We start from the raw sequence: 22,659 nt of genomic DNA on the forward strand, positions 1-22,659 counted from the left end.
GCCGCCCCGCACGCCTCCGGGCCTGCCCGGGCCTCGGGGCGCGGGCGCGCCGCGTGCACCGGCCGGGCCCGCCGGGTGCGGTCCCCCGAGCCCGTACCCGGACCCGTAAGGCCCGCCCCCGGACCCGTAAGGCCCGCCCCCGGACCCGTAAGGCCCGCCCCCGGACCCGTAAGGCCCGCCCCCGGACCCGTAAGGCCCGCCCCCGGACCCCGTAAGGCCCGGCCCGCGCCCGCGCCCGTACGAGGCCGCCGCGAGCCCGCGCCCGGGCCCGCCCCCGCCTGCGACCGGCCCTGGACGGGCCTCACGCGCCCTCCCCAGGCCCGTTCCCGCGCTCGAAGCCCCGGGAAGACCCCGGCGGCTCCGCGGTGCCCCAGGGGCCGCCCAGGGCCCCGCCGCGGATCTCTCCCGCGGCGGGGCGGGCCGCCCGTGGCGGCGGAACCTGCGCTCAGAGCGAACAGTTCCCGATGCGGGATGGCGCCCGCCGACCAGCGCGTTAGGGTCCGTAAGTACACCGACGACACTCCAGACGGCCGCTCGAAGGACTCGGCCGTTACGACAATGAGCAGGTGGACACGTGACGCTTCCGATGCCTTCCGCGGCTGAGCCCAACTTCAGCGGCGGTCTCGGCGACCAGGTCTACAACCGGCTGCTCGGCGAGCGGATCATCTTCCTCGGCCAGCCGGTCGACGACGACATCGCCAACAAGATCACCGCTCAGCTCCTGCTGCTGGCCGCGGACCCGGACAAGGACATCTACCTCTACATCAACTCTCCGGGTGGTTCGATCACGGCCGGCATGGCGATCTACGACACCATGCAGTACATCCGCAACGACGTGGTCACCATCGCGATGGGCCTCGCCGCCTCGATGGGCCAGTTCCTGCTGAGCGCCGGCACCCGGGGCAAGCGCTTCGCGCTGCCGAACGCCGAGATCCTGATCCACCAGCCCTCCGCGGGCCTGGCCGGCTCCGCCTCGGACATCAAGATCCACGCCGAGCAGCTGCTGCGCACCAAGAAGAAGATGGCCGAGCTGACCGCCTTCCACACCAGCCAGTCCGTCGAGCAGATCACCCGCGACTCCGACCGCGACCGCTGGTTCTCCGCGCAGGAGGCCAAGGAGTACGGCCTGGTGGACGACGTGATCGCCTCGGCCGCGGGCGTTCCCGGCGGCGGCGGCACCGGGGCCTGACCCCGCACCGCACGCACCGCGACGACACGCCCGCATCCGAAAAGCCCACCAGGACGGTGAACAGGTGAACACCGACATGAACCCCTCATACGCTGGATCCCTCGGCAGCGGCCGCTTCGCCGGCCCGGTGGCCGAGTCGCGCTACGTCGTGCCGCGCTTCGTCGAGCGCACGTCGCAGGGCATCCGCGAGTACGACCCGTACGCGAAGCTCTTCGAGGAGCGGGTGATCTTCCTCGGCGTCCAGATCGACGACGCGTCCGCCAACGACGTCATGGCCCAGCTGCTGTGCCTGGAGTCCATGGACCCGGACCGGGACATCTCGATCTACATCAACTCGCCGGGCGGCTCGTTCACCGCGCTGACCGCCATCTACGACACGATGCAGTTCGTCAAGCCGGACATCCAGACCGTGTGCATGGGCCAGGCGGCGTCCGCCGCGGCCGTGCTGCTCGCGGCCGGCACGCCCGGCAAGCGCATGGCGCTGCCCAACGCGCGCGTGCTGATCCACCAGCCGTACAGCGAGACCGGGCGGGGCCAGGTGTCCGACCTGGAGATCGCGGCCAACGAGATCCTGCGCATGCGTTCGCAGTTGGAGGAGATGCTGGCCAAGCACTCCACCCACCCGATCGAGAAGATCCGCGACGACATCGAGCGGGACAAGATCCTCACGGCCGAGGAGGCCCTGTCGTACGGGCTGATCGACCAGATCGTGTCGACCCGCAAGACCTCCGTGGGCGTCGGCTGAGGCGTCCGGCAGGACGCCGCCGAGGCGTCGTCCCCCTTGGGTCGCCGGCGGCCGGCCCGGGCCCGGTCCGCGGCCCGGCCGCCACCGAGTCGGTCCAAGGGGGGCCCGAACCGGGGGCCCGGCAAGGTACCGTCATAGTGGGGTAGGGGCCCGCCCCCGGCCACCGGCGGGCCGGTCACGCTCCGACCAGGCCGGTCCACACAGGCAGGCAGCAAGCGCAGCGCAAGCACCGGGTCCGCCGGAGCAGCGGAACCAAGGCGAAGGGGAAGCACCTCGTGGCACGCATCGGTGACGGCGGCGATCTGCTCAAGTGCTCGTTCTGCGGGAAGAGCCAGAAGCAGGTGAAGAAGCTCATCGCGGGCCCCGGCGTGTACATCTGCGATGAGTGCATCGATCTCTGCAACGAGATCATCGAGGAGGAGCTGGCCGAGACCTCCGAGGTGCGCTGGGAGGAGCTGCCCAAGCCCCGGGAGATCTACGAGTTCCTGGAGGGCTACGTCGTCGGCCAGGAGGCCGCCAAGAAGGCCCTGTCCGTCGCCGTGTACAACCACTACAAACGGGTCCAGGCCGGCGAGCAGGGCGGGCCGGGCCGGGACGACGGCATCGAGCTGGCGAAGTCCAACATCCTGCTGCTGGGTCCCACCGGCTCGGGCAAGACGCTGCTGGCCCAGACCCTCGCCCGGATGCTCAACGTCCCGTTCGCCATCGCCGACGCCACCGCCCTCACCGAGGCCGGGTACGTCGGCGAGGACGTGGAGAACATCCTGCTGAAGCTGATCCAGGCCGCGGACTACGACGTCAAGAAGGCCGAGACCGGCATCATCTACATTGACGAGATCGACAAGGTGGCCCGCAAGAGCGAGAACCCGTCGATCACCCGGGACGTCTCCGGCGAGGGCGTGCAGCAGGCGCTGCTGAAGATCCTGGAGGGCACCACGGCCTCGGTGCCGCCGCAGGGCGGGCGCAAGCACCCGCACCAGGAGTTCATCCAGATCGACACCACGAACGTGCTGTTCATCGTGGGCGGCGCCTTCGCGGGCCTGGAGAAGATCATCGAGGCGCGGGCCGGCGCGAAGGGCATCGGCTTCGGCGCGACCATCCGCTCCAAGCGGGAGATCGAGGCCAGCGACCAGTTCCAGGAGGTCATGCCGGAGGACCTGGTCAAGTTCGGCATGATCCCGGAGTTCATCGGCCGCCTGCCGGTCATCACCTCCGTGCACAACCTCGACCGCGAGGCGCTGCTCCAGATCCTCGTCGAGCCGCGCAACGCGCTGGTCAAGCAGTACCAGCGGCTGTTCGAACTCGACGGCGTGGAGCTGGACTTCGACCGCCCCGCGCTGGAGGCCATCGCCGACCAGGCGATCCTGCGCGGCACCGGCGCGCGGGGTCTGCGGGCCATCATGGAGGAGGTGCTGATGTCGGTGATGTACGAGGTGCCCTCCCGCAAGGACGTGGCCCGCGTCGTCATCACCGCGGACGTCGTGCACTCCAACGTCAACCCGACGCTGGTGCCGCGCAGCCGGGGCACCGAGCCGGGGGAGCGGCACGAGAAGAGCGCGTGAGCGCCGCGTAGCGTACGAGCCGAGGGGCCGCACCCGCCGGGTGCGGCCCCTCGTGCCGTGTGCGACCGCATGCTACTTCTTGACGCGGATCTCGTTGCGCAGGTCGGAGGTGAGCTTGCCGGCGTCCTTCAGCGACAGCGGGTTGACCTGGCCCGCCACGATGTAGCCCAGCGTGCTGTGGTCGGCCCAGGCGCACAGCGGCGCGCTGGTGGGCTCTCCCATCTCCGGCTTCTTGTTCCTGACGGTCTGGCACTTGATGATGGCGCCCTTCAGACCGTCCGGGTTCTGCCGCTCCGGCTTGCCGACCAGCTCGGCGTCCTCGTCCCCGACGGCCTCCTTCTCGATCTTCCCGAAGAAGGTGTCCATGGCCTTCTCGGGGTCCTCGACCTTCCCGTAGACGCCGTAGAGGGAGAGGACCTTGATGCCCGCGAGCTGGGCGGCGTCCGGTATGGAGGTGCTGCTCGGGTCGAGCGTGGAGTACTCGGCCTGGACGGTCGCGCCGCCGGCGATGCCCAGCGCCTTCTTGTCGGAGTCGGACAGGTCGTCGACGTCGGAGCCGGTGCTGCCCTCGCCCTGGCGCTTGTACTCCTTCAGCACCGTCTGCGGCGTCGTCAGAATGTGCGGCCCGTCGTCCGACAGGCCGCCCTCGCCGTCGTCACCGCCGGTCAGCAGCACGACGCCGCCGGCGATCAGGCCGACCGCGAGGACCGCCCCGACGACGATGCCGACGGTCTTGTTCCGGTTGCCTCCGCCCGGCGGCGGCACCGGCGGCCCGTACGGCGCCTGCTGCCCGTAGGGCGCCGGCTGCCCGTAGGGCGGGACGGTCCCGGGCGGCGGCGGGGGCTGCTGCGGGTAGCCGTATCCGGGCTGCGGCGGCGCGGGCGGCTGCGGCGGCTGCGCGTAGCCGCCCGGCTGGCCCGGTGCCGGGGGCTGTGCGTACGGGTTGGGCTGGCCCGGGGGCTGCGGGGGCTGGCCGTAGCCGGGCTGTCCGGCCGGCCCGCCCTGGCCGTACGGGCCCGGCTGCTGCGGCTGCCCGTAGGGGCCCGGCTGGTTGTGGCTCATGTCTGTCCTTCGCTCGTGTGCGTGCTGCCGGCCGCCGTACGTCGCCGCTCGCCGCCGACGCCGGACGTCCGGCGTGGTGCTCCTGACGCCCCCGACGCGCGGTGGGGGGCGTTCGCGGCTCCCTCTCCGGGCGCGGATGCTCCGCCCATCCTTCCGGACGCGTCCGGAAGCCCTGACCCCCGCCCGGCAACGGGTTGGTAACGACGGCCGCCCCAAACGGCCGCACACCGGGGCGGGCCGGACCGGTGCGGCGTGCCGTAACCGGTTCGATGAGGGGCCGGGTCGGCCCGTAGACTTGCGATCGTGACCGAGAACGCGCAAGCGCGCCCCGACCGCGGGCCGAACAGCCATCCCGAACTGCCGACCCAGTACGCGCCGGCCGAGGTAGAGGGAAAGCTGTACGAGCGCTGGGTAGAGCGCGGTTACTTCGAGGCGCACGCCAAGAGCGACAAAGAGCCGTACGCGATCGTCATCCCCCCGCCCAACGTGACGGGTTCGCTGCACCTGGGCCACGCCTTCGAGCACACGATCATCGACGCGCTCACCCGCCGCAAGCGCATGCAGGGCTACGAGACGCTGTGGCAGCCCGGCATGGACCACGCCGGCATCGCCACGCAGAACGTGGTCGAGCGCGAGCTGGCCAAGGAGGGCCTGTCCCGGCACGACCTGGGCCGCGAGGCGTTCGTGGAGCGCGTGTGGCGGTGGAAGGCCGAGTCCGGCGGGCAGATCTCCGGGCAGATGCGGCGGCTGGGCGACGGCGTCGCCTGGTCGCGCGAGCGCTTCACCATGGACGAGGGCCTGTCCCGCGCCGTCCAGACGATGTTCAAGCGGCTGTACGACGACGAGCTGATCTACCGCGCCGAGCGCATCATCAACTGGTGCCCGCGCTGCCTGACGGCGATCTCCGACATCGAGGTGGAGTACCAGGAGGACGACGGCGAGCTGGTCTCCATCCGGTACGGCTCGCTGACGGAGGGCGAGCCGTCGATCGTGGTGGCCACCACCCGGGCCGAGACGATGCTCGGCGACACGGCCGTGGCCGTCCACCCCGACGACGAGCGCTACCGCGACCTGGTGGGCACCGAGATCGAGCTGCCGCTCACCGGCCGCCGCATCCCCGTGGTCGCCGACGCGCACGTCGACCCCGAGTTCGGCACCGGCGCGGTCAAGGTCACCCCGGCCCACGACCCGAACGACTTCGAGATCGGCCAGCGGCACGGCCTGCCCCACATCACCGTCATGGACGAGCGGGCCGTCATCACCACGCACGGCCCCTTCCAGGGCCTGGACCGGCTGGAGGCGCGCGCCGCCGTGGTGGGCGCGCTGCGCGCCGAGGGCCGGATCGTCGCCGAGAAGCGCCCGTACCGCCACTCCGTGGGCCACTGCTCGCGCTGCAAGACCACCATCGAGCCGCGTCTCTCGCTCCAGTGGTGGGTGCGGGTCGGGCCGCTGGCGAAGGCCGCGGGCGACGCGGTGCGCGACGGCCGGGTGACCATCCACCCGCGCGAGATGGAGTCCCGGTACTTCTCCTGGGTGGACAACCTGCACGACTGGTGCATCTCGCGCCAGCTGTGGTGGGGCCACCGCATCCCGGTGTGGTACGGGCCGGGCGGCGAGGTGGTGTGCGTCGGCCCGGACGAGGAGCCGCCGGCCGGCGAGGGCTGGCACCAGGACGCGGACGTGCTGGACACCTGGTTCTCCTCCGGACTGTGGCCCTTCACCACGCTGGGCTGGCCGGAGCGCACCGAGAGCCTGGAGACGTTCTATCCCAACTCCGTCCTGGTCACCGGCTACGACATCCTCTTCTTCTGGGTCGCCCGGATGATGATGCTCGGGCTGCACGCGATGGACGGCACCCCGCCGTTCCGCACCATCGCCCTGCACGGCATGGTCCGCGACCAGTTCGGCAAGAAGATGTCCAAGTCCTTCGGCAACGCGGTCAACCCGCTGGACTGGATGGACGCCTACGGCTCGGACGCGGTCCGCTTCACGCTCGCCCGCGGCGCCAACCCCGGCGTGGACGTGCCCATCGGCGAGGACTGGGTCCAGGCGTCCCGCAACTTCGCCAACAAGATCTGGAACGCGACGCGCTTCGCGCTGATGAACGGCGCGACCGTCGAGGGCCCGCTGCCCGCGCCGGAGGAGCTGTCCACCGCCGACCGGTGGATTCTCTCCCGGCTCGGCGAGGTGGTCGCCGAGGTGGACGCCTACTACGACGACTACCAGTTCGCGAAGCTGTCCGACGCGCTCTACCACTTCGCGTGGGACGAGGTGTTCGACTGGTACGTGGAGCTGACCAAGACCGCCTTCGCCCAGGGCGGCCCGGCGGCCGGTGCCGCGCGGCGGGTGCTCGGCGAGGTGCTGGACGTGACCTTGCGGCTGCTGCACCCGGTGGTCCCGTTCGTCACCGAGGCGCTGTGGACCGCGCTGACCGGCCAGGAGTCCGTCGTCATCGCCGACTGGCCCGCCGACTCCGGCTTCCGCGACCCGGCCGCCGAGGCCGAGATCGCCGCCCTGCGGCAGCTGGTCACCGAGGTCCGCCGGTTCCGCGCCGACCAGGGCCTCCAGCCCGGGCAGAGGGTCCCGGCCCGGCTCGATCTGGCCGGCGCCGCCGGCGCCGTGGCCGGGGGCCTGTCGGCGCACGAGGACGCCATCCGCGCCCTGCTGCGCCTCACTCCTCCGGGTGACGGCTTCGCGCCCACCGCCTCGCTGCCGGTGGGCGGCGCGGTGGTCGAGCTGGACCTGTCCGGCGCGATCGACGTGGCGGCCGAGCGCAAGCGGCTGGCCAAGGACCTGGCCGCGGCGGAGAAGGACAAGGCGCAGACGGCGGCCAAGCTCGCCAACGAGGCGTTCCTCGCCAAGGCGCCGGACCAGGTGGTCGCGAAGATCCGGGCCCGGCGGGAGGCGGCGGACGCGGACATCGCGCGTATCACCGCCCAGCTGGCGGCGCTCGGCGGTGTCGGAGGCGGCTCGTAGACTGGGCCGCGTGAGCGAGCGCCCCCACCCCGAGCCCGACGACCAGCGCCGGAAGCCCGGCACGCCGGATGCCGACGCCTTCGACGCCGAAGCCGCCGAGGCCGCCGAATCCGACGGAGCCGACCCAGTCGACGCCGCCGCGGACGACTGGGCCGCCGACGGCTTCGACGCCGGCGACCTGGCGGCCGACGGCATCGAGGCGTACGGCCCGGACGAGGGCTACGCCGAGGCGCCGGACTCGGTCGGCGCCGACGCCTTCGAGCGGATCGTCGGCGCCGAGACCGGCCGCGACCCCGACCTGGCGGTGATCGAGGCCGGCAGCCGGACCCTGCGCACCCGGTCCGGCCCGCCGGCCGGCGGCGGCCTCCCGGCCCGCCCCGCCGACCCCGAGCTGGACCAGGCGCTGCACGAGGTGGAGGCCGAGCTGGCCACCCGCTGGGGCGAGACCAAGCTCGACCCCTCCCGGGTGCGCATCGAGGCGCTGCTGGACGTGCTCGGCGCGCCCCAGCGCGCGTACCCGTCGATCCACATCACGGGTACGAACGGCAAGACCAGCACCGCGCGCATGATCGAGGCGCTGCTCGGCGCCTTCGAGCTGCGCACCGGCCGGTACACCAGCCCGCACGTGCAGTCCATCACCGAGCGGATCAGCCTGGACGGCGCGCCGATCGCCGCCGAGCGGTTCGTGGAGACCTTCCGCGACATCCGGCCGTACGTGGAGATGACCGACGCCGCCCAGAAGTACCGGCTGTCCTTCTTCGAGGTGCTGACCGCCATGGCGTTCGCGGCCTTCGCCGACGCGCCGGTGGACGTGGCCGTGGTGGAGGTCGGCATGGGCGGCGAGTGGGACGCGACGAACGTGATCGACGCGGGCGTCGCCGTGGTCACGCCCATCTCCCTGGACCACACCGACCGGCTCGGCGCCACGCCCGACCTCATCGCGGCCGAGAAGGCCGGGATCGTCAAGCCGGACGCGGTCGTGGTGCTCGCCCAGCAGCCGGTGGAGGCCGCCTCGGTGCTGCTGAAGCGGGCCGTGGAGGTGGACGCCACGGTCGTGCGGGAGGGCATGGAGTTCGGCGTGCTGGCCCGCGAGGTGGCCGTCGGCGGGCAGCTGCTGACCCTGCGCGGCCTCGGCGGGGAGTACGCGGACGTGTTCCTGCCGCTGCACGGCGCCCACCAGGCGCACAACGCGTCGGTGGCGCTGGCCGCCGTGGAGGCGTTCTTCGGCGTCGGCACCACGCGCGCCGAGCCGCTGGACGCCGACACGGTCCGCGAGGCGTTCGCCGCGGCCACCTCGCCGGGCCGGCTGGAGGTCGTACGGCAGGGCCCGACCGTGGTGCTGGACGCCGCGCACAACCCGGCGGGCGCCCGGGCGGCGGCCGAGGCGGTCGGCGAGGCGTTCGGCTTCAGCCGGCTGGTCGGCGTGCTCGGCGCGAGCGCCGACAAGGACGTGCGCGGCATCCTGGAGGCGTTCGAGCCGGTCTTCGCCGAGATCGTGGTCACCCGCAACTCCAGCCACCGCGCCATGGACGTGGACGCGCTGGCGGCCGTGGCCGTGGAGATCTTCGGCGCGGACCGGGTGCAGGTGGAGCCGCGGCTGGACGACGCGCTGGAGGCGGCGGTGACGCTGGCGGAGTCGGAGGCGGAGTTCGCGGGCGCGGGCGTGCTGGTCACCGGCTCGGTGATCACGGTGGGGGAGGCCCGGCTGCTGCTGGGCGGGGGCTGAGGGCCGCGGAGGACCGCCGGGCCGGGCCGCGAGAGCCGGGGAAACGCCCGGAGACGGCCCGGGAAAGCCCCGGGAACGGGCCGGGACGGCCGCGGAGGCCGGACGCGGGCGGCCGGAAGCCGCCCAGGAAGCTGCCAGGAAGGACTGACATGAGAACCCTGTGTGCGAGCACGCTGATCGGCGAGTTCTTCGTGATCGGCTTCGCCGGTCTGGTCGCGATGCGCACCTCCGACCTGTCCGCGGGCACGGTCTGGGCGGTGTGCGGCGGCGCCATGGCGCTGTGCCTGCTGCTGTGCGGCGCGCTGGGCAGGCAGGGCGCGGTGGGCGTCGGCTGGGCGCTCCAGGCCGCCCTGGTGGCCAGCGGCTTCGTGGTGCCGGTGATGTTCGTGCTCGGCGCGGCCTTCGCCGGCCTGTGGTGGGCCGCGGTCCATGTGGGCCGCAAGGTGGACGCGGCCAGGGCGCGGTTCGCGGCCACGGCGGAGAGCTGACGGAAAATTGACGGAGAGCTGACGGAATCCGACGGGAAGCTCACGGTAATCTCACCGGATTCCGACGGGAGACCCACAGGAAACCGATGGGAAGCTGACACGGTGTAGCCCGGCGTGCCGCGCCCCGGCCGCCGCCCTGTAGCCTCAGCCTCGGTACGGTCCCGGCCGCCCGTACGGCCGCCCGCCCGTGCCCGCGCGACCGACCCTGCCCCCGACCCGCCGCCGCCTCCCGGAGCCGCCCCATGACCCAGCGCACGCTCGTCCTCCTCAAGCCCGACGCCGTCCAGCGGGGTCTGGTCGGCGAGATCCTCGGCCGGATCGAACGCAAGGCGGGCTGGTCCATCACGGCGCTGGAACTGCGTACCCTCGACCGGGCGATTCTGGAGCAGCACTACGCCGAGCACGTCGGCAAGCCCTTCTACCAGCCGCTGGTGGACTTCATGTCCTCCGGCCCGTCCGTGGCCCTCATCGTCACCGGCGAGCGTGTCGTGGAGGGCGTGCGGGCTCTGGTGGGGCCGACCGACCCGATCGCCGCCCCGCCCGGCAGCGTACGCGGCGACTTCGGCACGGTGGTGCGGGAAAACCTGGTGCACGCCTCCGACTCGGAGGAGTCCGCGCACCGGGAGATCAAGCTTTTCTTCCCCCGGCTGGCCTGACCCGGAATCAGGGCGAACACCGGCCCGTCGCCCGGCTCCGGCGGATTTCGCGCGGTCGTCTTTTGGTATGGGTGGCTGGTATGCGCGGTCCGAACGGGGGAACGCATTAGGCCGACACGTCGTCTCCATTGAACAGGAGGAGACCGTGTTCGCCGGACAATGGTCGGCAGGACACTCGCACCCGTTCGGGCGGGCGTGACTACGATGAGCACTCACGGCGCGCTGACGCAGCGCACCACATCCGCCGACCTCAAGTCAGCAGACCGCTCCAGTTGGGAAGGCCAGACGTATCCTCATGGGGAACAACATGTCGTTCATCGGCCGTGACATGGCTGTCGACCTCGGGACCGCCAATACGCTGGTGTACGTCAGGGGCCGCGGGATCGTCCTGAACGAGCCGTCCGTCGTCGCCATCAACACCAACACCGGCGGCATTCTCGCGGTGGGCGCCGAGGCGAAGAAGATGATCGGCCGCACGCCCGGCAACATCGTGGCGGTGCGCCCGCTGAAAGACGGCGTCATCGCCGACTTCGAGATCACCGAGCGGATGCTGCGCTACTTCATCCTGAAGATCCACAAGCGCCGCTATCTGGCCCGCCCGCGCGTGGTGGTCTGCGTGCCCTCCGGCATCACCGGCGTGGAGCGCCGCGCGGTCATCGAGGCGTCCACCCAGGCGGGCGCCCGCCAGGTGCACATCATCGAGGAGCCGATGGCCGCCGCGATCGGCTCGGGCCTGCCGGTCCACGAGGCCACCGGCAACATGGTCGTGGACATCGGCGGCGGCACCACCGAGGTCGCGGTCATCTCGCTCGGCGGCATCGTCACCGCGCAGTCCATCCGGGTGGCGGGCGACGAGCTGGACAACGCGATCATCCAGCACATCAAGAAGGAGTACAGCCTCCTGCTCGGTGAGCGCTCCGCCGAGAACATCAAGATCACGATCGGCTCGGCGTACGAGACCGACGAGAAGGAGCACACCGAGATCCGCGGCCGCGACCTGGTCAGCGGCCTGCCCAAGACCGTGGTGATCTCCGCCGCCGAGGTCCGCAAGGCCATGGAGGAGCCGGTGAACGCGATCGTGGACGCCGTCAAGACCACCCTGGACAAGTGCCCGCCCGAGCTGTCCGGCGACATCATGGACCGCGGCATCGTGCTGACCGGCGGCGGCGCCCTGCTGCGCGGCCTGGACGAGCGGCTGCGCCGCGAGACCGGCATGCCGATCCACATCGCCGAGGACCCGCTGGACTCGGTGGCGCTGGGCTCCGGCAAGTGCGTCGAGGAGTTCGAGGCGCTTCAGCAGGTGCTGGACGCCCAGCCCCGCAGATGACCCCGCAGGAACCCGGCCCGTGCCGCGCCGCCCGGACCGCCCGCCGCGCCGCCCGCGGGCCGGCGCGGCCGCCGGTACCGCTCCCGGCCCCGGCCGCCCGCGAGCCCATAGCCACAGCCCCCCTGGCCGCGGCCCCCTGGCCGCAGCCGCACAGCCGCAGCACCGCAGCTCCGTAACCGCGTAGCCCCGTAAGACCGCAAGTCCACCCGACCACCGGCGCCCCGCCCCCGACGACGTGCGCGGCGCGGCGCCGACCCAAGGCCCATCGGGCCCCGACGGCCCGTCAGGCACCGACGGCCCACAGGGCCGACGGCCCCCGACGGCCCACGACGAGGAAGGCACGCCGCCGCACGTGAGGGACACACGAGAGAGCCGGTTGCTGCTGGTGCTGCTGGTCGCCATCGCGTTCGCACTGATCACGGTGGACATCCGCGGCGGCGAGGACTCGCCCCTCGACGGCGTCCGGGAGGCCGCCGCGTCCGTGTTCGGACCGGTGGAGGACGGGGTCGCCTCCGCCGTCGACCCGGTCGGCAACGCCGTCTCGGCCGTCCGGGACTCCGACGAGCGGCACAACCGCATCACCGCCCTGGAGCGGGAGAACCTGGAGCTCAAGCGGCGGCTCGGCAGCAAGGACCGCGACCGGGCGCGCGCCGCCGAGCTGGACCGGCTGCTGAAGACCGCCGGCGCCGGCCAGTACGGCATCAAGGGCGCCCAGGTCATCGCGGTCGGCGCGGCGCAGGGCTTCTCCTGGACGGTCACCATCGACGCCGGCAGCCGCGACGGCGTCGCCCGCGACATGACCGTCCTCAACGGCGACGGCCTGGTCGGCCGGGTCACCACCGTCGGCCCGTCCACGTCCACCGTGCTGCTGGCCACCGACCCGGACTTCACCGTCGGCACCCGCATGGAGAAGTCCGGCGAGCTGGGCTTCGCCACCGGCCAGGGCGACCGGTCGCTGCGCGTGCAGCTCCTCAACGGCCGCGCCTCGGTGAAGAAGGGCGACCGGCTCGTCACCTTCGGCTCGCAGGCCGACAAGCCGTTCGTGCCCGGCGTGCCGGTCGGCGAGGTGGTGCGCGTGGACCCCTCCGGCGGCGACCTGACCCGCACCCTCCAGGTCCGCCCGTTCGTCGGCTTCTCCAAGCTCGACATCGTCGGCGTCGTCGTCCAGCCGCCCCGGGAGAACCCGCGCGACACCGTGCTGCCGCCCAGACCCGCCAAGCCGAAGCCGGCGCCGACCGTCACCGTCACGACCACCCCGTCCGCACGCCCGTCCGGGCGCGCCGCCGCCGCCGAGTAGGAGCTGACCGATGCTGCGCGCCAACCGGATCCTGCTGTCGGCCCCGCTGGTGGTCGTCGCCCTCGTCGTCCAGGTCTGCGTGCTCGCCCGGCTGCAACTGCCCGGCGCCGTACCCGACCTGCTGCTGCTCGTCGTGCTCGGCCTCGCGCTGGTGTACGGGCACACCTCCGGCGCCCTGATCGGCTTCGGCGCCGGCCTGCTGGCGGACCTGGCCCCGCCCGCCGACCACGCGGCCGGGCGGTACGCGCTGGTGCTGTGCGTCATCGGCTATGCGGCCGGGCTCGCCAGGCCCGAGACCGGGCAGCTGCGCTCGGCGTCCACGCCCATGTTCGTGGTGGTGGCCGCGGCGCTGGGCTCCACGCTGCTGTACGCGCTGGTCGGCGAGCTGGTCGGGGACAGCGCCGCGCGGCACGTGGGCCTGGCCAAGCTGCTGTTCACCGCCGTGCTGTACGACCTGCTGCTCGCCCCCTTCACCGTGCCGCTGATCATGAGCCTGGCCCGGCGCACCGACCACGATCCGCTCGGCGACAGCTCCGGCGGCGCCGGGGGCGGCGGCGAGAGCGCGTACGGCTGGCTGTCCTCGTCGCGCGGGCCGCGGCTGAGCCGGGCCGGCCGGCTGGGCCGTACGAGCCGGCTCGGCCGCGGCGGCCGGTTCGGGCGCACCGCGGTCGGCGGCGGGCTCGGCCCGGTCGGCGGGCGGCGCGGCGGACTGCTGACCAGGTCCGCCCGGAACAAGGCCATGCGCATCAAGGGGGTCAAGCGCCTGTGAAGCACCACCTTCCCGGGCCGGCCCGCGCCGGCCGGGTCCGCAACGGGACGAGCGGGCGGGGGCCGCGGTGAGCAACATCCCCGAGACCGGCCGCACCCCGCGCGTCACCATCCGGCTCGTCGCCATCCAGATCCTGGTGTTCTCGCTGCTGCTCACCCTGGGCGGGCGGCTGTGGTACCTCCAGATCCGCAACGGCGACGAGTACACCGCCGAGGCGGCCAGCAACCACGTCCAGCAGGTCGTCCAGCCCGCGGTGCGCGGCTCGATACTGGACGCGCGCGGCATTCCGCTGGCGGACAACGAGACCCGCCTGGTGGTGTCCGCGGACCGCACCGACCTGATGAGGATGCGGGACGACGGCGAGGCCGTCCTCACCCGGCTCGCCGGCGTGCTCGGCATGAAGCCCAAGGACGTCATGGACAAGGTGCGGCTGTGCGACGCCAAGACGCCCCAGCCGTGCTGGAACGGCTCGCCCTACCAGCCCATCCCCATCACCGACGAGGCCAGCCCCAAGCAGGCCCTCCAGATCCGCGAGCGCGCCGAGGACTTCCCCGGCATCAGCGCCGAGCCCACCGCCGTGCGCCGCTACGGCGCGCCCGGCCGCGCGGGCGCCGCGCAGGTCCTCGGCTACCTCTCGCCCGTCACCGACGAGGAGATCAAGAAGGCGGAGGACACCAGCTCCCCGCTGCTGCGCTCCGACCAGATCGGCCGCTCCGGCCTGGAGCGCCAGTACGACCGCGAGCTGCGCGGCAAGGCCGGGGTCACCCGCTACAAGGTCGACAACCGCGGCCGCGTCATCGGCAAGGCCGAGAGCGACAAGCCGCGGCCCGGCTCCCACCTGGTCACCAGCATCGACGCGCGCGTGCAGGCCATAGCGGAACGGGAGCTGTCGCACGCCATGAAGGAGGCCCGCAAGCAGTTCGACCGCAACACCGGCCGCAACTACAAGGCCGACGCGGGCGCCGTCGTGGTCCTGGAGGCCAGGACCGGCCGGGTGGTCGCGATGGCCTCCAACCCCACGTACGACCCGAACGCGTGGGTCGGCGGCATCTCCGCGAGGGACTACCGGCAGCTCACCGACCGGAACTCCAACTACCCGCTGCTCAACCGGGCCATCCAGGGACAGGCCGCACCCGGCTCGATCTTCAAGGTGGTCTCCTCGACCGCCGCGGTCAACGCGGGCTACCCCTTCGACGGGCGCTACGAGTGCAGCAGCTCCTTCAGCCTCGGCAACCAGGTGTTCAAGAACTTCGAGTCCCACAGCTACGGGCCGATCAGCCTGGGCCGGGCGCTGGAGGTCTCCTGCGACACGGTCTTCTACCGGCTGGGCTACGACGAGTGGCGCAAGGACGGCGGCAACCGGCCCAAGCAGCACCCCGGGGACTGGTTCTACCGCACCGCCCACCAGTTCGGCCTGGGCAAGGAGACCGGCATCGACCTGCCCAACGAGGTGCCCGGCCGGGTGCCCGACCGGCAGTGGAAGAAGGACTTCTGGAAGGCCAACAAGAACGCCTGGTGCAAGCAGGGCAAGAAGGGCGGCGACTACGTCCAGCGGCTTGCATACGAGAACTGCCTCGAAGGCATGAAGATGCGAGCCGGTGACTCGGTGAACTACTCCATCGGCCAGGGCGACACGCTCGTCACCCCGATCCAGATGGCCACCATCTACGCGGCGGTCAGCAACGGCGGCACGCTGTACGACCCGACCGTCGGCAAGGCCGTCGTCAGCGCCGACGGCAGGCACGTACGCGAGATCGAGCCGCACGCCCACGGCCATCTGCCCATGGACGCCCGTACGGGCCGGCAGATCGACCAGGCGCTGGCCGGCGTCGCCACCCGCGGCACCGCGGCCTGGCGGTTCACCAACTGGCCCCAGGACAAGATCCCCATGCACGCCAAGACCGGTACCGCCGAGGTCCACGGCAAGCAGACCACGTCGTGGTTCGCCACCTACACCAAGGACTACGCGATCGTCATGACGATCTCCCAGGGCGGCACCGGCTCCGGCGCCTCCGGTCCCGCGGTGCGCAACATCTACGACGCCCTGTACGGCGTGGACGACGACGGCCACATCGACCGGCGCAAGGCCCTGCTGTCCGCGCCGACCACCCGGCTGCCGGAGATCGAGCCGGACGGCACGATCGTGGCCCAGCCGCTGGCCCTGCCCGCCGGGAACCAGCCGGCACGCGGACGGCGGGAGGAGTCGTGAGCGCGTCCGCCCAGGGCTTCTCCGTCCGCCGCTACACCCCCGAGCGGGGCGCGATCGGCAAGCTGATGGCGCGCGGCTCGCTCGTGCGCCGGCTGGACTGGGTGCTGCTGCTGGCCGCGCTCGCGCTGTCCGCCATCGGCTGCGTCCTGGTGTACTCCGCGACCCGCAACCGCACCGAGCTGAACCAGGGCGACCCGTACTTCTTCCTGGTCCGGCACGTGCTCAACACCGGGATCGGCCTGGCCCTGGCCATGCTGACCATCTGGCTGGGCCACCGCACCCTGCGCGGCGCGGTCCCCGTGCTGTACGCGGTGTCGGTGGTCATGGTCCTGGCGGTGCTGACCCCGCTGGGCTCGACGGTCAACGGCGCGCACGCGTGGATCGAGCTGCCGGCCGGCTTCTCGGTCCAGCCCTCGGAGTTCGCCAAGATCACGATCATCCTGGGCATGGCGATGCTGCTGTCCGCGCGGGTGGACGCGGGCGACCGGCTGCACCCCGACCACCGCACCGTCGTGCAGGCCCTGGTGCTGGCCGCCGTGCCCATCGCCGTCGTGCTGCTCATGCCCGACCTCGGGTCGGTGATGGTCATGGCGGTCATCGTGCTCGCCGTGCTGCTGGCCTCCGGCGCGTCCAACCGCTGGATCGCCGGGCTCATCGGCGCGGCCGTCGTCGGCGCGGTGCTCATCTGGCAGCTCGGCGTCCTGGACCAGTACCAGATCGACCGGTTCGCGGCCTTCGCCAACCCGGCGCTCGACCCGGCCGGCGTCGGCTACAACACCAACCAGGCGCGCATCGCCATCGGCTCCGGCGGCCTGCTCGGCAAGGGCCTGTTCCACGGCAGCCAGACCACCGGGCAGTTCGTGCCCGAGCAGCAGACCGACTTCGTGTTCACCGTTGCGGGCGAGGAGCTGGGCTTCCTCGGCGCCGGGCTGATCGTCGTACTGCTCGGCGTGGTGCTGTGGCGGGCCTGCCGCATCGCCAGGGCCACCACGGAGCTGTACGGCACGGTGGTGGCGGCCGGGATCATCGCCTGGTTCGCCTTCCAGGCCTTCGAGAACATCGGCATGACGCTCGGCATCATGCCGGTGGCCGGACTGCCGCTGCCGTTCGTCAGCTACGGCGGCACGTCGATGTTCGCCGTATGGATAGCGGTCGGCCTGCTCCAGTCGATCAGGGTGCAGCGCCCGGTGTCCGCGTAAACGGCCGGTGTCCGCGTGACCGGGGCCGTACCGGGTAGGTGCCCCGTATGGCCACGAACACGATCGACCTGATCGAAAGGGAAAGAAAGTACGACATCGGCGGGGATGGCCCGCCCGACCTGGCCGCACTCGGCCGGGTCGGCGGCGGCGCCCGCCTGGTCGGGCGGGGCACCGTCACCCTCGACGCCACCTACTACGACACCCTCGACCAGCGGCTCGCCGCCGCGTCGGCCACCCTGCGCCGCCGCACCGGGGGCGCGGACGCCGGCTGGCACCTGAAGCTGCCCGCCGGGCCCGACGCGCGCGAGGAGATCCGCGCCCCGCTCGCCGACGCCCTGCCGCCCCGGCTGGCCGCGCTGGTGCGCTCCCGCACCCGCGGCGCCGAACTGGTGCCCGTCGTCCGCGTCGTCACCGAGCGGGAGCTGCACCACCTGGTGGACGACGACGGCGCGCCGCTCGCCGAGATCGCCCTCGACCGCGTCACCGGCCACCGCCTCGCGCCGGCCGAGAGCCCCGCGGTGCGCTGGACCGAGGTGGAGGTGGAGCTGGCCGACGGCGCCCGCCCGAAGCTGCTGGACCAGGTGGAGGCCCGGCTGGCGGCCCTGGGCCTGCGGCGCGCGCCCGGCCCGGGCAAGGCGGCCCGGGTGCTGGAGCGGACCGCGGCGGCCGCACAGGAGGACTCCGGGCAGGAGGACTCCGGGCGCGGCGCCGCCGCGCGGGCCGACGGACCGGCCACCGCCGCGGACCTCGTGCTGGACTACGTGCGCGCCCAGGCCGCCGCCATCGTCGCGTACGACCCGGTCGTACGGCTGGACAAGCCCGACGCGGTGCACCAGATGCGCGTCGCCACCCGGCGGCTGCGCAGCACCCTGCGCGCCTACCGCCCGGTCCTCGACCGGCGCGTCACCGACCCGCTCGGCGAGGAGCTGAAGTGGCTCGCCGGGGAGCTGGGCGCCGCGCGCGACAGCGAGGTCACCGCCGCCCGGCTGGACGGGCGGCTGACCGGCCTGCCCGGCCCGCTGCGCTTCGGCGCGGCCCGCGCCGCGCTCGCCGGCTGGGCGCACGCGCGGGCGGGCACCGGGCGCCGCCGCGCGGTCGAGGCACTGGACAGCGAGCGCTACCGCGCCCTGCTCGACGCCCTCGACGCGCTGTTCGCCGACCCGCCGCTGCGCCCGAAGGCGGCCCGTCCGGCGCGTGCGGCCGCGCTCAAGGCGGTGCGGCGGCAGTACGACGCCTTCGCCCGCCGCGTCGAGACCGCCCTGGGCACGCCGCCGGGCCCGGAGCAGGACACCGCCCTGCACCGCGCGCGCAAGGCCGCCAAGCGCACCCGCTACACCGCCGAGAGCGCCCGCCCTGCCCTGGGCAAACCCGCCCGGAAGCTCGCCCGCCGCGTCAAGAGCGTGCAGAAGCTCCTGGGCGAGCACCAGGACAGCGTGATGGCCCGCGAGGCCCTGCGCGACCTGGCCGCCCACGCGCGGGACGCCGAGGCCGCCTTCGCGCTCGGCGTGCTGTACGGGCGGGAGGAGGCCGAGGCCGGGCGGCTGCGCGCCGCGCTGCCGGAGCGCTGGCGCAGGGCCGCGGCCCACTGACGCCCCGGGGCCGCGCCCGGCCGTACCGCGCGGGCCCGGGCCGTACGGGCCGGCGCGGTACGGCCCGGGCCCGGGGGAGGCCGCGGCGGGAGAGGCCGTCCGTACCAGGCGATACCCTTGAGGGTCAGCCCTGCCCGCTCACGAGAGCCCACGAGAGACACGCGATGCCTGTCGAGTCGGTCTTCCCACGCCTGGAAGCGCTCCTTCCGCACGTGCAGAAGCCCATCCAGTACGTCGGCGGAGAGCTGAACTCCACCGTCAAGCCGTGGGACTCCTGCGACGTGCGCTGGGCGCTGATGTACCCGGACGCCTACGAGGTCGGCCTGCCCAACCAGGGCGTGACGATCCTCTACGAGGTGCTCAACGAGCAGGAGGGCGTGCTCGCCGAGCGCACGTACAGCGTGTGGCCGGACCTGGAGGCGCTGATGCGCGAGCACGGCGTGCCGCAGTTCACCGTGGACTCCCACCGGCCGGTGTCCGCCTTCGACGTGCTCGGCGTGTCGTTCTCCACCGAGCTGGGCTACACCAACCTGCTCACCGCCCTGGACCTGGCCGGCATCCCGCTGCACGCGCGGGACCGCGACCAGGACCACCCGGTGGTGATCGCGGGCGGCCACGCCGCGTTCAACCCGGAGCCGATCGCCGACTTCGTCGACTGCGCGGTGCTCGGCGACGGCGAGCAGGCCGTCCTGGAGATCACCGGCATCGTCCGGGCCTGGAAGGCGGAGGGACGGCCGGACGGCCGGGACGGGCTGCTGATGCGGCTGGCGCGCACCGGCGGCGTGTACGTGCCCGGGTTCTACGACGTGGAGTACCTGCCCGACGGCCGGATCGCGCGCGTCGTACCGAACCGCTCCGGCGTGCCGTGGCGGGTGTCCAAGCACACCGTCATGGACCTCGACGCCTGGCCGTACCCCAAGCAGCCGCTGGTGCCGCTGGCGGAGACCGTGCACGAGCGCATGTCCGTGGAGATCTTCCGCGGCTGCACGCGCGGGTGCCGCTTCTGCCAGGCGGGCATGATCACCCGCCCGGTGCGCGAGCGGTCCATCACCGGTATCGGCGAGATGGTCGACCGGGGCCTGAAGGCGACCGGCTTCGAGGAGGTCGGCCTGCTGTCGCTGTCCTCCGCCGACCACAGCGAGATCGCCGACATCACCAAGGGCCTCGCGGACCGGTACGAGGACGACAAGGTCGGCCTGTCCCTGCCCTCCACGCGGGTCGACGCGTTCAACATCGACCTCGCCAACGAGCTGACGCGCAACGGGCGCCGCTCCGGCCTCACCTTCGCCCCCGAGGGCGGCTCGGAGCGCATCCGCAAGGTCATCAACAAGATGGTGTCGGAGGAGGACCTCATCCGCACCGTCGCCACCGCCTACGGCAACGGCTGGCGGCAGGTGAAGCTGTACTTCATGTGCGGCCTGCCGACCGAGACCGACGAGGACGTGCTCCAGATCGCGGACATGGCCGTGAAGGTGATCGCCAAGGGCCGCGAGGTCTCCGGCCGCAGCGACATCCGCTGCACCGTGTCCATCGGCGGCTTCGTGCCCAAGCCGCACACGCCCTTCCAGTGGGCGCCGCAGCTCGGCGCCGAGGAGACCGACGCGCGCCTGGAGAAGCTGCGCGAGCGCATCCGCGGCGACAAGCGGTACGGCCGGTCCATCGGCTTCCGCTACCACGACGGCAAGCCGGGCATCGTCGAGGGCCTGCTCTCCCGCGGCGACCGGCGGGTGGGCGCGGTCATCCGCGCGGTGTACGAGGACGGCGGGCGCTTCGACGGCTGGCGCGAGCACTTCTCCTACGAGCGCTGGCGCGCGTGCGCGGAGAAGGCCCTGCCCGAGTACGGCGTGGACCTCGACTGGTACACCACGCGCGAGCGCGGGTACGAGGAGGTGCTGCCCTGGGACCACCTCGACTCCGGCCTCGACAAGGACTGGCTGTGGGACGACTGGCAGGACTCCCTCGACGAGACCGAGGTCGAGGACTGCCGGTGGACGCCGTGCTTCGACTGCGGCGTGTGCCCGCAGATGGGCACCGAGATCCAGATCGGGCCCACGGGCAGGAAGTTGCTCCCGCTCACCGTGAAATGAGCGCCCGCGCGGGCCCGCCGCGCGCCGGCCGGGCGGTCCGCCGCACGTCGGTCCGGCGGCCCGTCAGGCGGGTGCGGCGCGCCGGGGCCCGCCCCGGGCACGTACCCTGGGGAAGCAGGAGACGGCGCCGGACCCGCACGGGCCCGGGCGCACGGACTCCGCCGACCGGCGGGCGAGCCGGCGCCCCGCGGCGCCGGCCGCACGCGAGAGACGGTTCCGCACGGCGGTCCCGCTGGGCAGACCGGCGGACCCCGGAACCGCGAACCACTGACAAAAGGACTGAGGAAACCCTGGGCAAGCGACAGCCCGAAGGCCCGCCGCCCGCGCCCGCGGTGCAGCGTATCCGCCTGCGGTACACCAAGCGCGGCCGCCTCCGGTTCACCAGCCACCGCGACTTCCAGCGCGCGTTCGAGCGGGCGCTGCGCCGCGCCGAGGTGCCCATGGCGTACTCGGCGGGCTTCACCCCGCACCCCAAGGTGTCGTACGCGAACGCCGCGCCGACCGGCACGGCCAGCGAGGCCGAGTACCTGGAGATCCAGCTCGCGCAGGCGCGCGACCCGGAGGCCCTGCGCCTCCTGCTCGACGCGTCGCTGCCGGCCGGGCTGGACGTGGTGGAGGCCGTGGAGGCGCGCACCCCGCACCTCGCCGACCGGCTCCAGGCGTCCGTCTGGGAGATCCGGCTGGACGGAGTGGACCCGCAGGAGGCCGGGCGGGCCGCCGCCGCCTTCCTGGCCGCCGCGGCCGTATCCGTGGAACGCCTGACCAAAAACGGGTTGCGAACCTTCGACTCACGTGCCGCGGTGGCATCGCTCCAGGCGTTCTCCGGCCGGGCAGATAGGCCGGGCGGCACCGCCTGTGCGATACTGCGGCTGGTGGTACGGCATCAGACACCCGCCGTACGACCCGACGACGTCCTGTCCGGTCTCCGCGCTGTGGCCGACTTGGCGCCGCCGGTCCCCGCAGCGGTGACCAGGCTGGCGCAGGGGCTGCTCGATGAGGAGTCCGGTGCGGTGATCGACCCGCTCGCGCCCGACCGCGAGGCAGCTGCGGCCGCCCTACCCCCGGCCGCCGCGCTGACCGCCGCGACGGTGCCGGGTGGTTCCGCGTAGGGACAGCCGCCGATGCGCCGCCGATGCATCAGGGAGCCACCCGGGCCCCGGCCGGCGCAGTGACCAGAAGACTTTCGTCGGTGCCGCCCATGCGGCGCCGGCGAGCGAGACGATGAGCTCCCGTGTGGCGCCCGCGCCCCGGACAGCGGCCGGCGCACAGCGTACGGACCGCGGCCGGACCCGGCGCGGCGCCCGGGAGCGTGACGGGAGAACCGCCCGCATGCTCGAACCGATTGAGCCGATCGAGACTACCGAAACCACTCATACCGCACATACCGCCGGGGAGTCCGGGCGGGGCGCGGGACACCCCGCCGCCTCGGAGAACGGCGCCGGGGAGGCACCCGGCGACACCCTGCCGCCGCGCCGTCGGCGCCGCGTCGCCTCACGCCCGGCCGGGCCGCCCGCTCCGGCGGGCGACGACGAGGCTCCGGCCGTCGCCATACCGGCCGGGAGCGCCGCTCCGGAGGGGGACACCGGGGGAGCGGACGCGCTGAGCGCCGAGGAGACCGAGGAAGAAGAGGCCGAGGCCGCGCCCGTACCCGCCGGGGACGCCGCGGCCGCCGAGCCGGAGGCCGCGCCCGCCCGTACCCGCCGCCGTGCCACCCGCAAGGCCACGGCCCCGGCCGGCCCGCCGAAGGCGGCGCAGGAGCCGGCCGCCGAGCCCGCCCC

At 73.2% G+C, this 22,659-nt stretch carries 16 protein-coding genes and 1 pseudogene; 16 read left to right on the forward strand and 1 reads right to left on the reverse strand.

What is annotated here, in order from left to right; genetic code table 11:
- Positions 1-586: 586 nt before the first annotated feature.
- From RKE29_RS14290 to clpX, 3 genes are all read left to right on the forward strand, one after another.
- A complete protein-coding gene (locus tag RKE29_RS14290; protein ID WP_312005611.1) occupies positions 587-1,189 on the forward strand; it encodes an ATP-dependent Clp protease proteolytic subunit in 603 nt (200 codons plus the stop codon).
- A gap of 76 nt (positions 1,190-1,265) precedes the next feature.
- A complete protein-coding gene (locus RKE29_RS14295) occupies positions 1,266-1,934 on the forward strand; it encodes an ATP-dependent Clp protease proteolytic subunit (RefSeq protein WP_312005612.1) in 669 nt (222 codons plus the stop codon).
- A 275-nt stretch (positions 1,935-2,209) separates the two neighbouring features.
- The gene (clpX, locus tag RKE29_RS14300; protein ID WP_312005613.1) at positions 2,210-3,496 is read left to right on the forward strand and encodes an ATP-dependent Clp protease ATP-binding subunit ClpX; all 1,287 of its coding nucleotides are present in this window, start codon (positions 2,210-2,212) and stop codon (positions 3,494-3,496) included.
- A gap of 72 nt (positions 3,497-3,568) precedes the next feature.
- On the opposite strand, the gene RKE29_RS14305 is transcribed toward clpX, so the two are convergent.
- The gene (locus RKE29_RS14305; RefSeq protein ID WP_312005614.1) at positions 3,569-4,558 is read right to left on the reverse strand and encodes a hypothetical protein; all 990 of its coding nucleotides are present in this window, start codon (positions 4,556-4,558) and stop codon (positions 3,569-3,571) included.
- A 303-nt stretch (positions 4,559-4,861) separates the two neighbouring features.
- Here RKE29_RS14305 and RKE29_RS14310 point away from each other — a divergent pair, with 303 nt between their 5' ends.
- From RKE29_RS14310 to RKE29_RS14370, 13 genes and pseudogenes are all read left to right on the forward strand, one after another.
- The gene (locus tag RKE29_RS14310; protein WP_312005615.1) at positions 4,862-7,534 is read left to right on the forward strand and encodes a valine--tRNA ligase; all 2,673 of its coding nucleotides are present in this window, start codon (positions 4,862-4,864) and stop codon (positions 7,532-7,534) included.
- A gap of 193 nt (positions 7,535-7,727) precedes the next feature.
- Positions 7,728-9,260 carry a folylpolyglutamate synthase/dihydrofolate synthase family protein gene (locus RKE29_RS14315; protein ID WP_312005627.1) on the forward strand — a complete coding sequence of 511 codons (1,533 nt, stop codon included), beginning with the start codon at positions 7,728-7,730 and terminating at the stop codon, positions 9,258-9,260.
- Positions 9,261-9,409: 149 nt separating this feature from the next.
- On the forward strand, positions 9,410-9,748 hold the full coding sequence (locus RKE29_RS14320) for a DUF4233 domain-containing protein (protein WP_312005617.1): 339 nt from the start codon (positions 9,410-9,412) through the stop codon (positions 9,746-9,748).
- A 242-nt stretch (positions 9,749-9,990) separates the two neighbouring features.
- Positions 9,991-10,404, forward strand: a complete 414-nt coding sequence (gene ndk, locus RKE29_RS14325; protein WP_312005619.1) for a nucleoside-diphosphate kinase — start codon at positions 9,991-9,993, stop codon at positions 10,402-10,404.
- Positions 10,405-10,711: 307 nt separating this feature from the next.
- Positions 10,712-11,731 carry a rod shape-determining protein gene (locus tag RKE29_RS14330; RefSeq protein ID WP_312005628.1) on the forward strand — a complete coding sequence of 340 codons (1,020 nt, stop codon included), beginning with the start codon at positions 10,712-10,714 and terminating at the stop codon, positions 11,729-11,731.
- A 352-nt stretch (positions 11,732-12,083) separates the two neighbouring features.
- Positions 12,084-13,028 carry a rod shape-determining protein MreC gene (mreC, locus tag RKE29_RS14335; protein ID WP_312005621.1) on the forward strand — a complete coding sequence of 315 codons (945 nt, stop codon included), beginning with the start codon at positions 12,084-12,086 and terminating at the stop codon, positions 13,026-13,028.
- A 13-nt stretch (positions 13,029-13,041) separates the two neighbouring features.
- Positions 13,042-13,797, forward strand: coding sequence for a rod shape-determining protein MreD (gene mreD / locus RKE29_RS14340; protein ID WP_312005629.1), 756 nt, complete (start codon positions 13,042-13,044; stop codon positions 13,795-13,797).
- A 67-nt stretch (positions 13,798-13,864) separates the two neighbouring features.
- On the forward strand, positions 13,865-16,006 hold the full coding sequence (mrdA, locus tag RKE29_RS14345) for a penicillin-binding protein 2 (protein WP_312005622.1): 2,142 nt from the start codon (positions 13,865-13,867) through the stop codon (positions 16,004-16,006).
- 65 nt (positions 16,007-16,071) lie between these two features.
- A complete protein-coding gene (gene rodA / locus RKE29_RS14350; protein WP_312005631.1) occupies positions 16,072-17,205 on the forward strand; it encodes a rod shape-determining protein RodA in 1,134 nt (377 codons plus the stop codon).
- A gap of 47 nt (positions 17,206-17,252) precedes the next feature.
- The gene (locus RKE29_RS14355; RefSeq protein ID WP_312005623.1) at positions 17,253-18,794 is read left to right on the forward strand and encodes a CYTH and CHAD domain-containing protein; all 1,542 of its coding nucleotides are present in this window, start codon (positions 17,253-17,255) and stop codon (positions 18,792-18,794) included.
- A gap of 164 nt (positions 18,795-18,958) precedes the next feature.
- On the forward strand, positions 18,959-20,881 hold the full coding sequence (locus RKE29_RS14360) for a TIGR03960 family B12-binding radical SAM protein (protein WP_312005624.1): 1,923 nt from the start codon (positions 18,959-18,961) through the stop codon (positions 20,879-20,881).
- A gap of 332 nt (positions 20,882-21,213) precedes the next feature.
- A complete protein-coding gene (locus RKE29_RS14365) occupies positions 21,214-21,990 on the forward strand; it encodes a TIGR03936 family radical SAM-associated protein (protein WP_312005625.1) in 777 nt (258 codons plus the stop codon).
- Positions 21,991-22,210: 220 nt separating this feature from the next.
- Positions 22,211-22,659, forward strand: a pseudogene (locus tag RKE29_RS14370) (hypothetical protein); the annotation flags it as partial.

It is taken from the genome of Streptomyces sp. B1866 (assembly GCF_031932565.1).
Classification (GTDB): Bacteria; Actinomycetota; Actinomycetes; order Streptomycetales; family Streptomycetaceae; genus Streptomyces.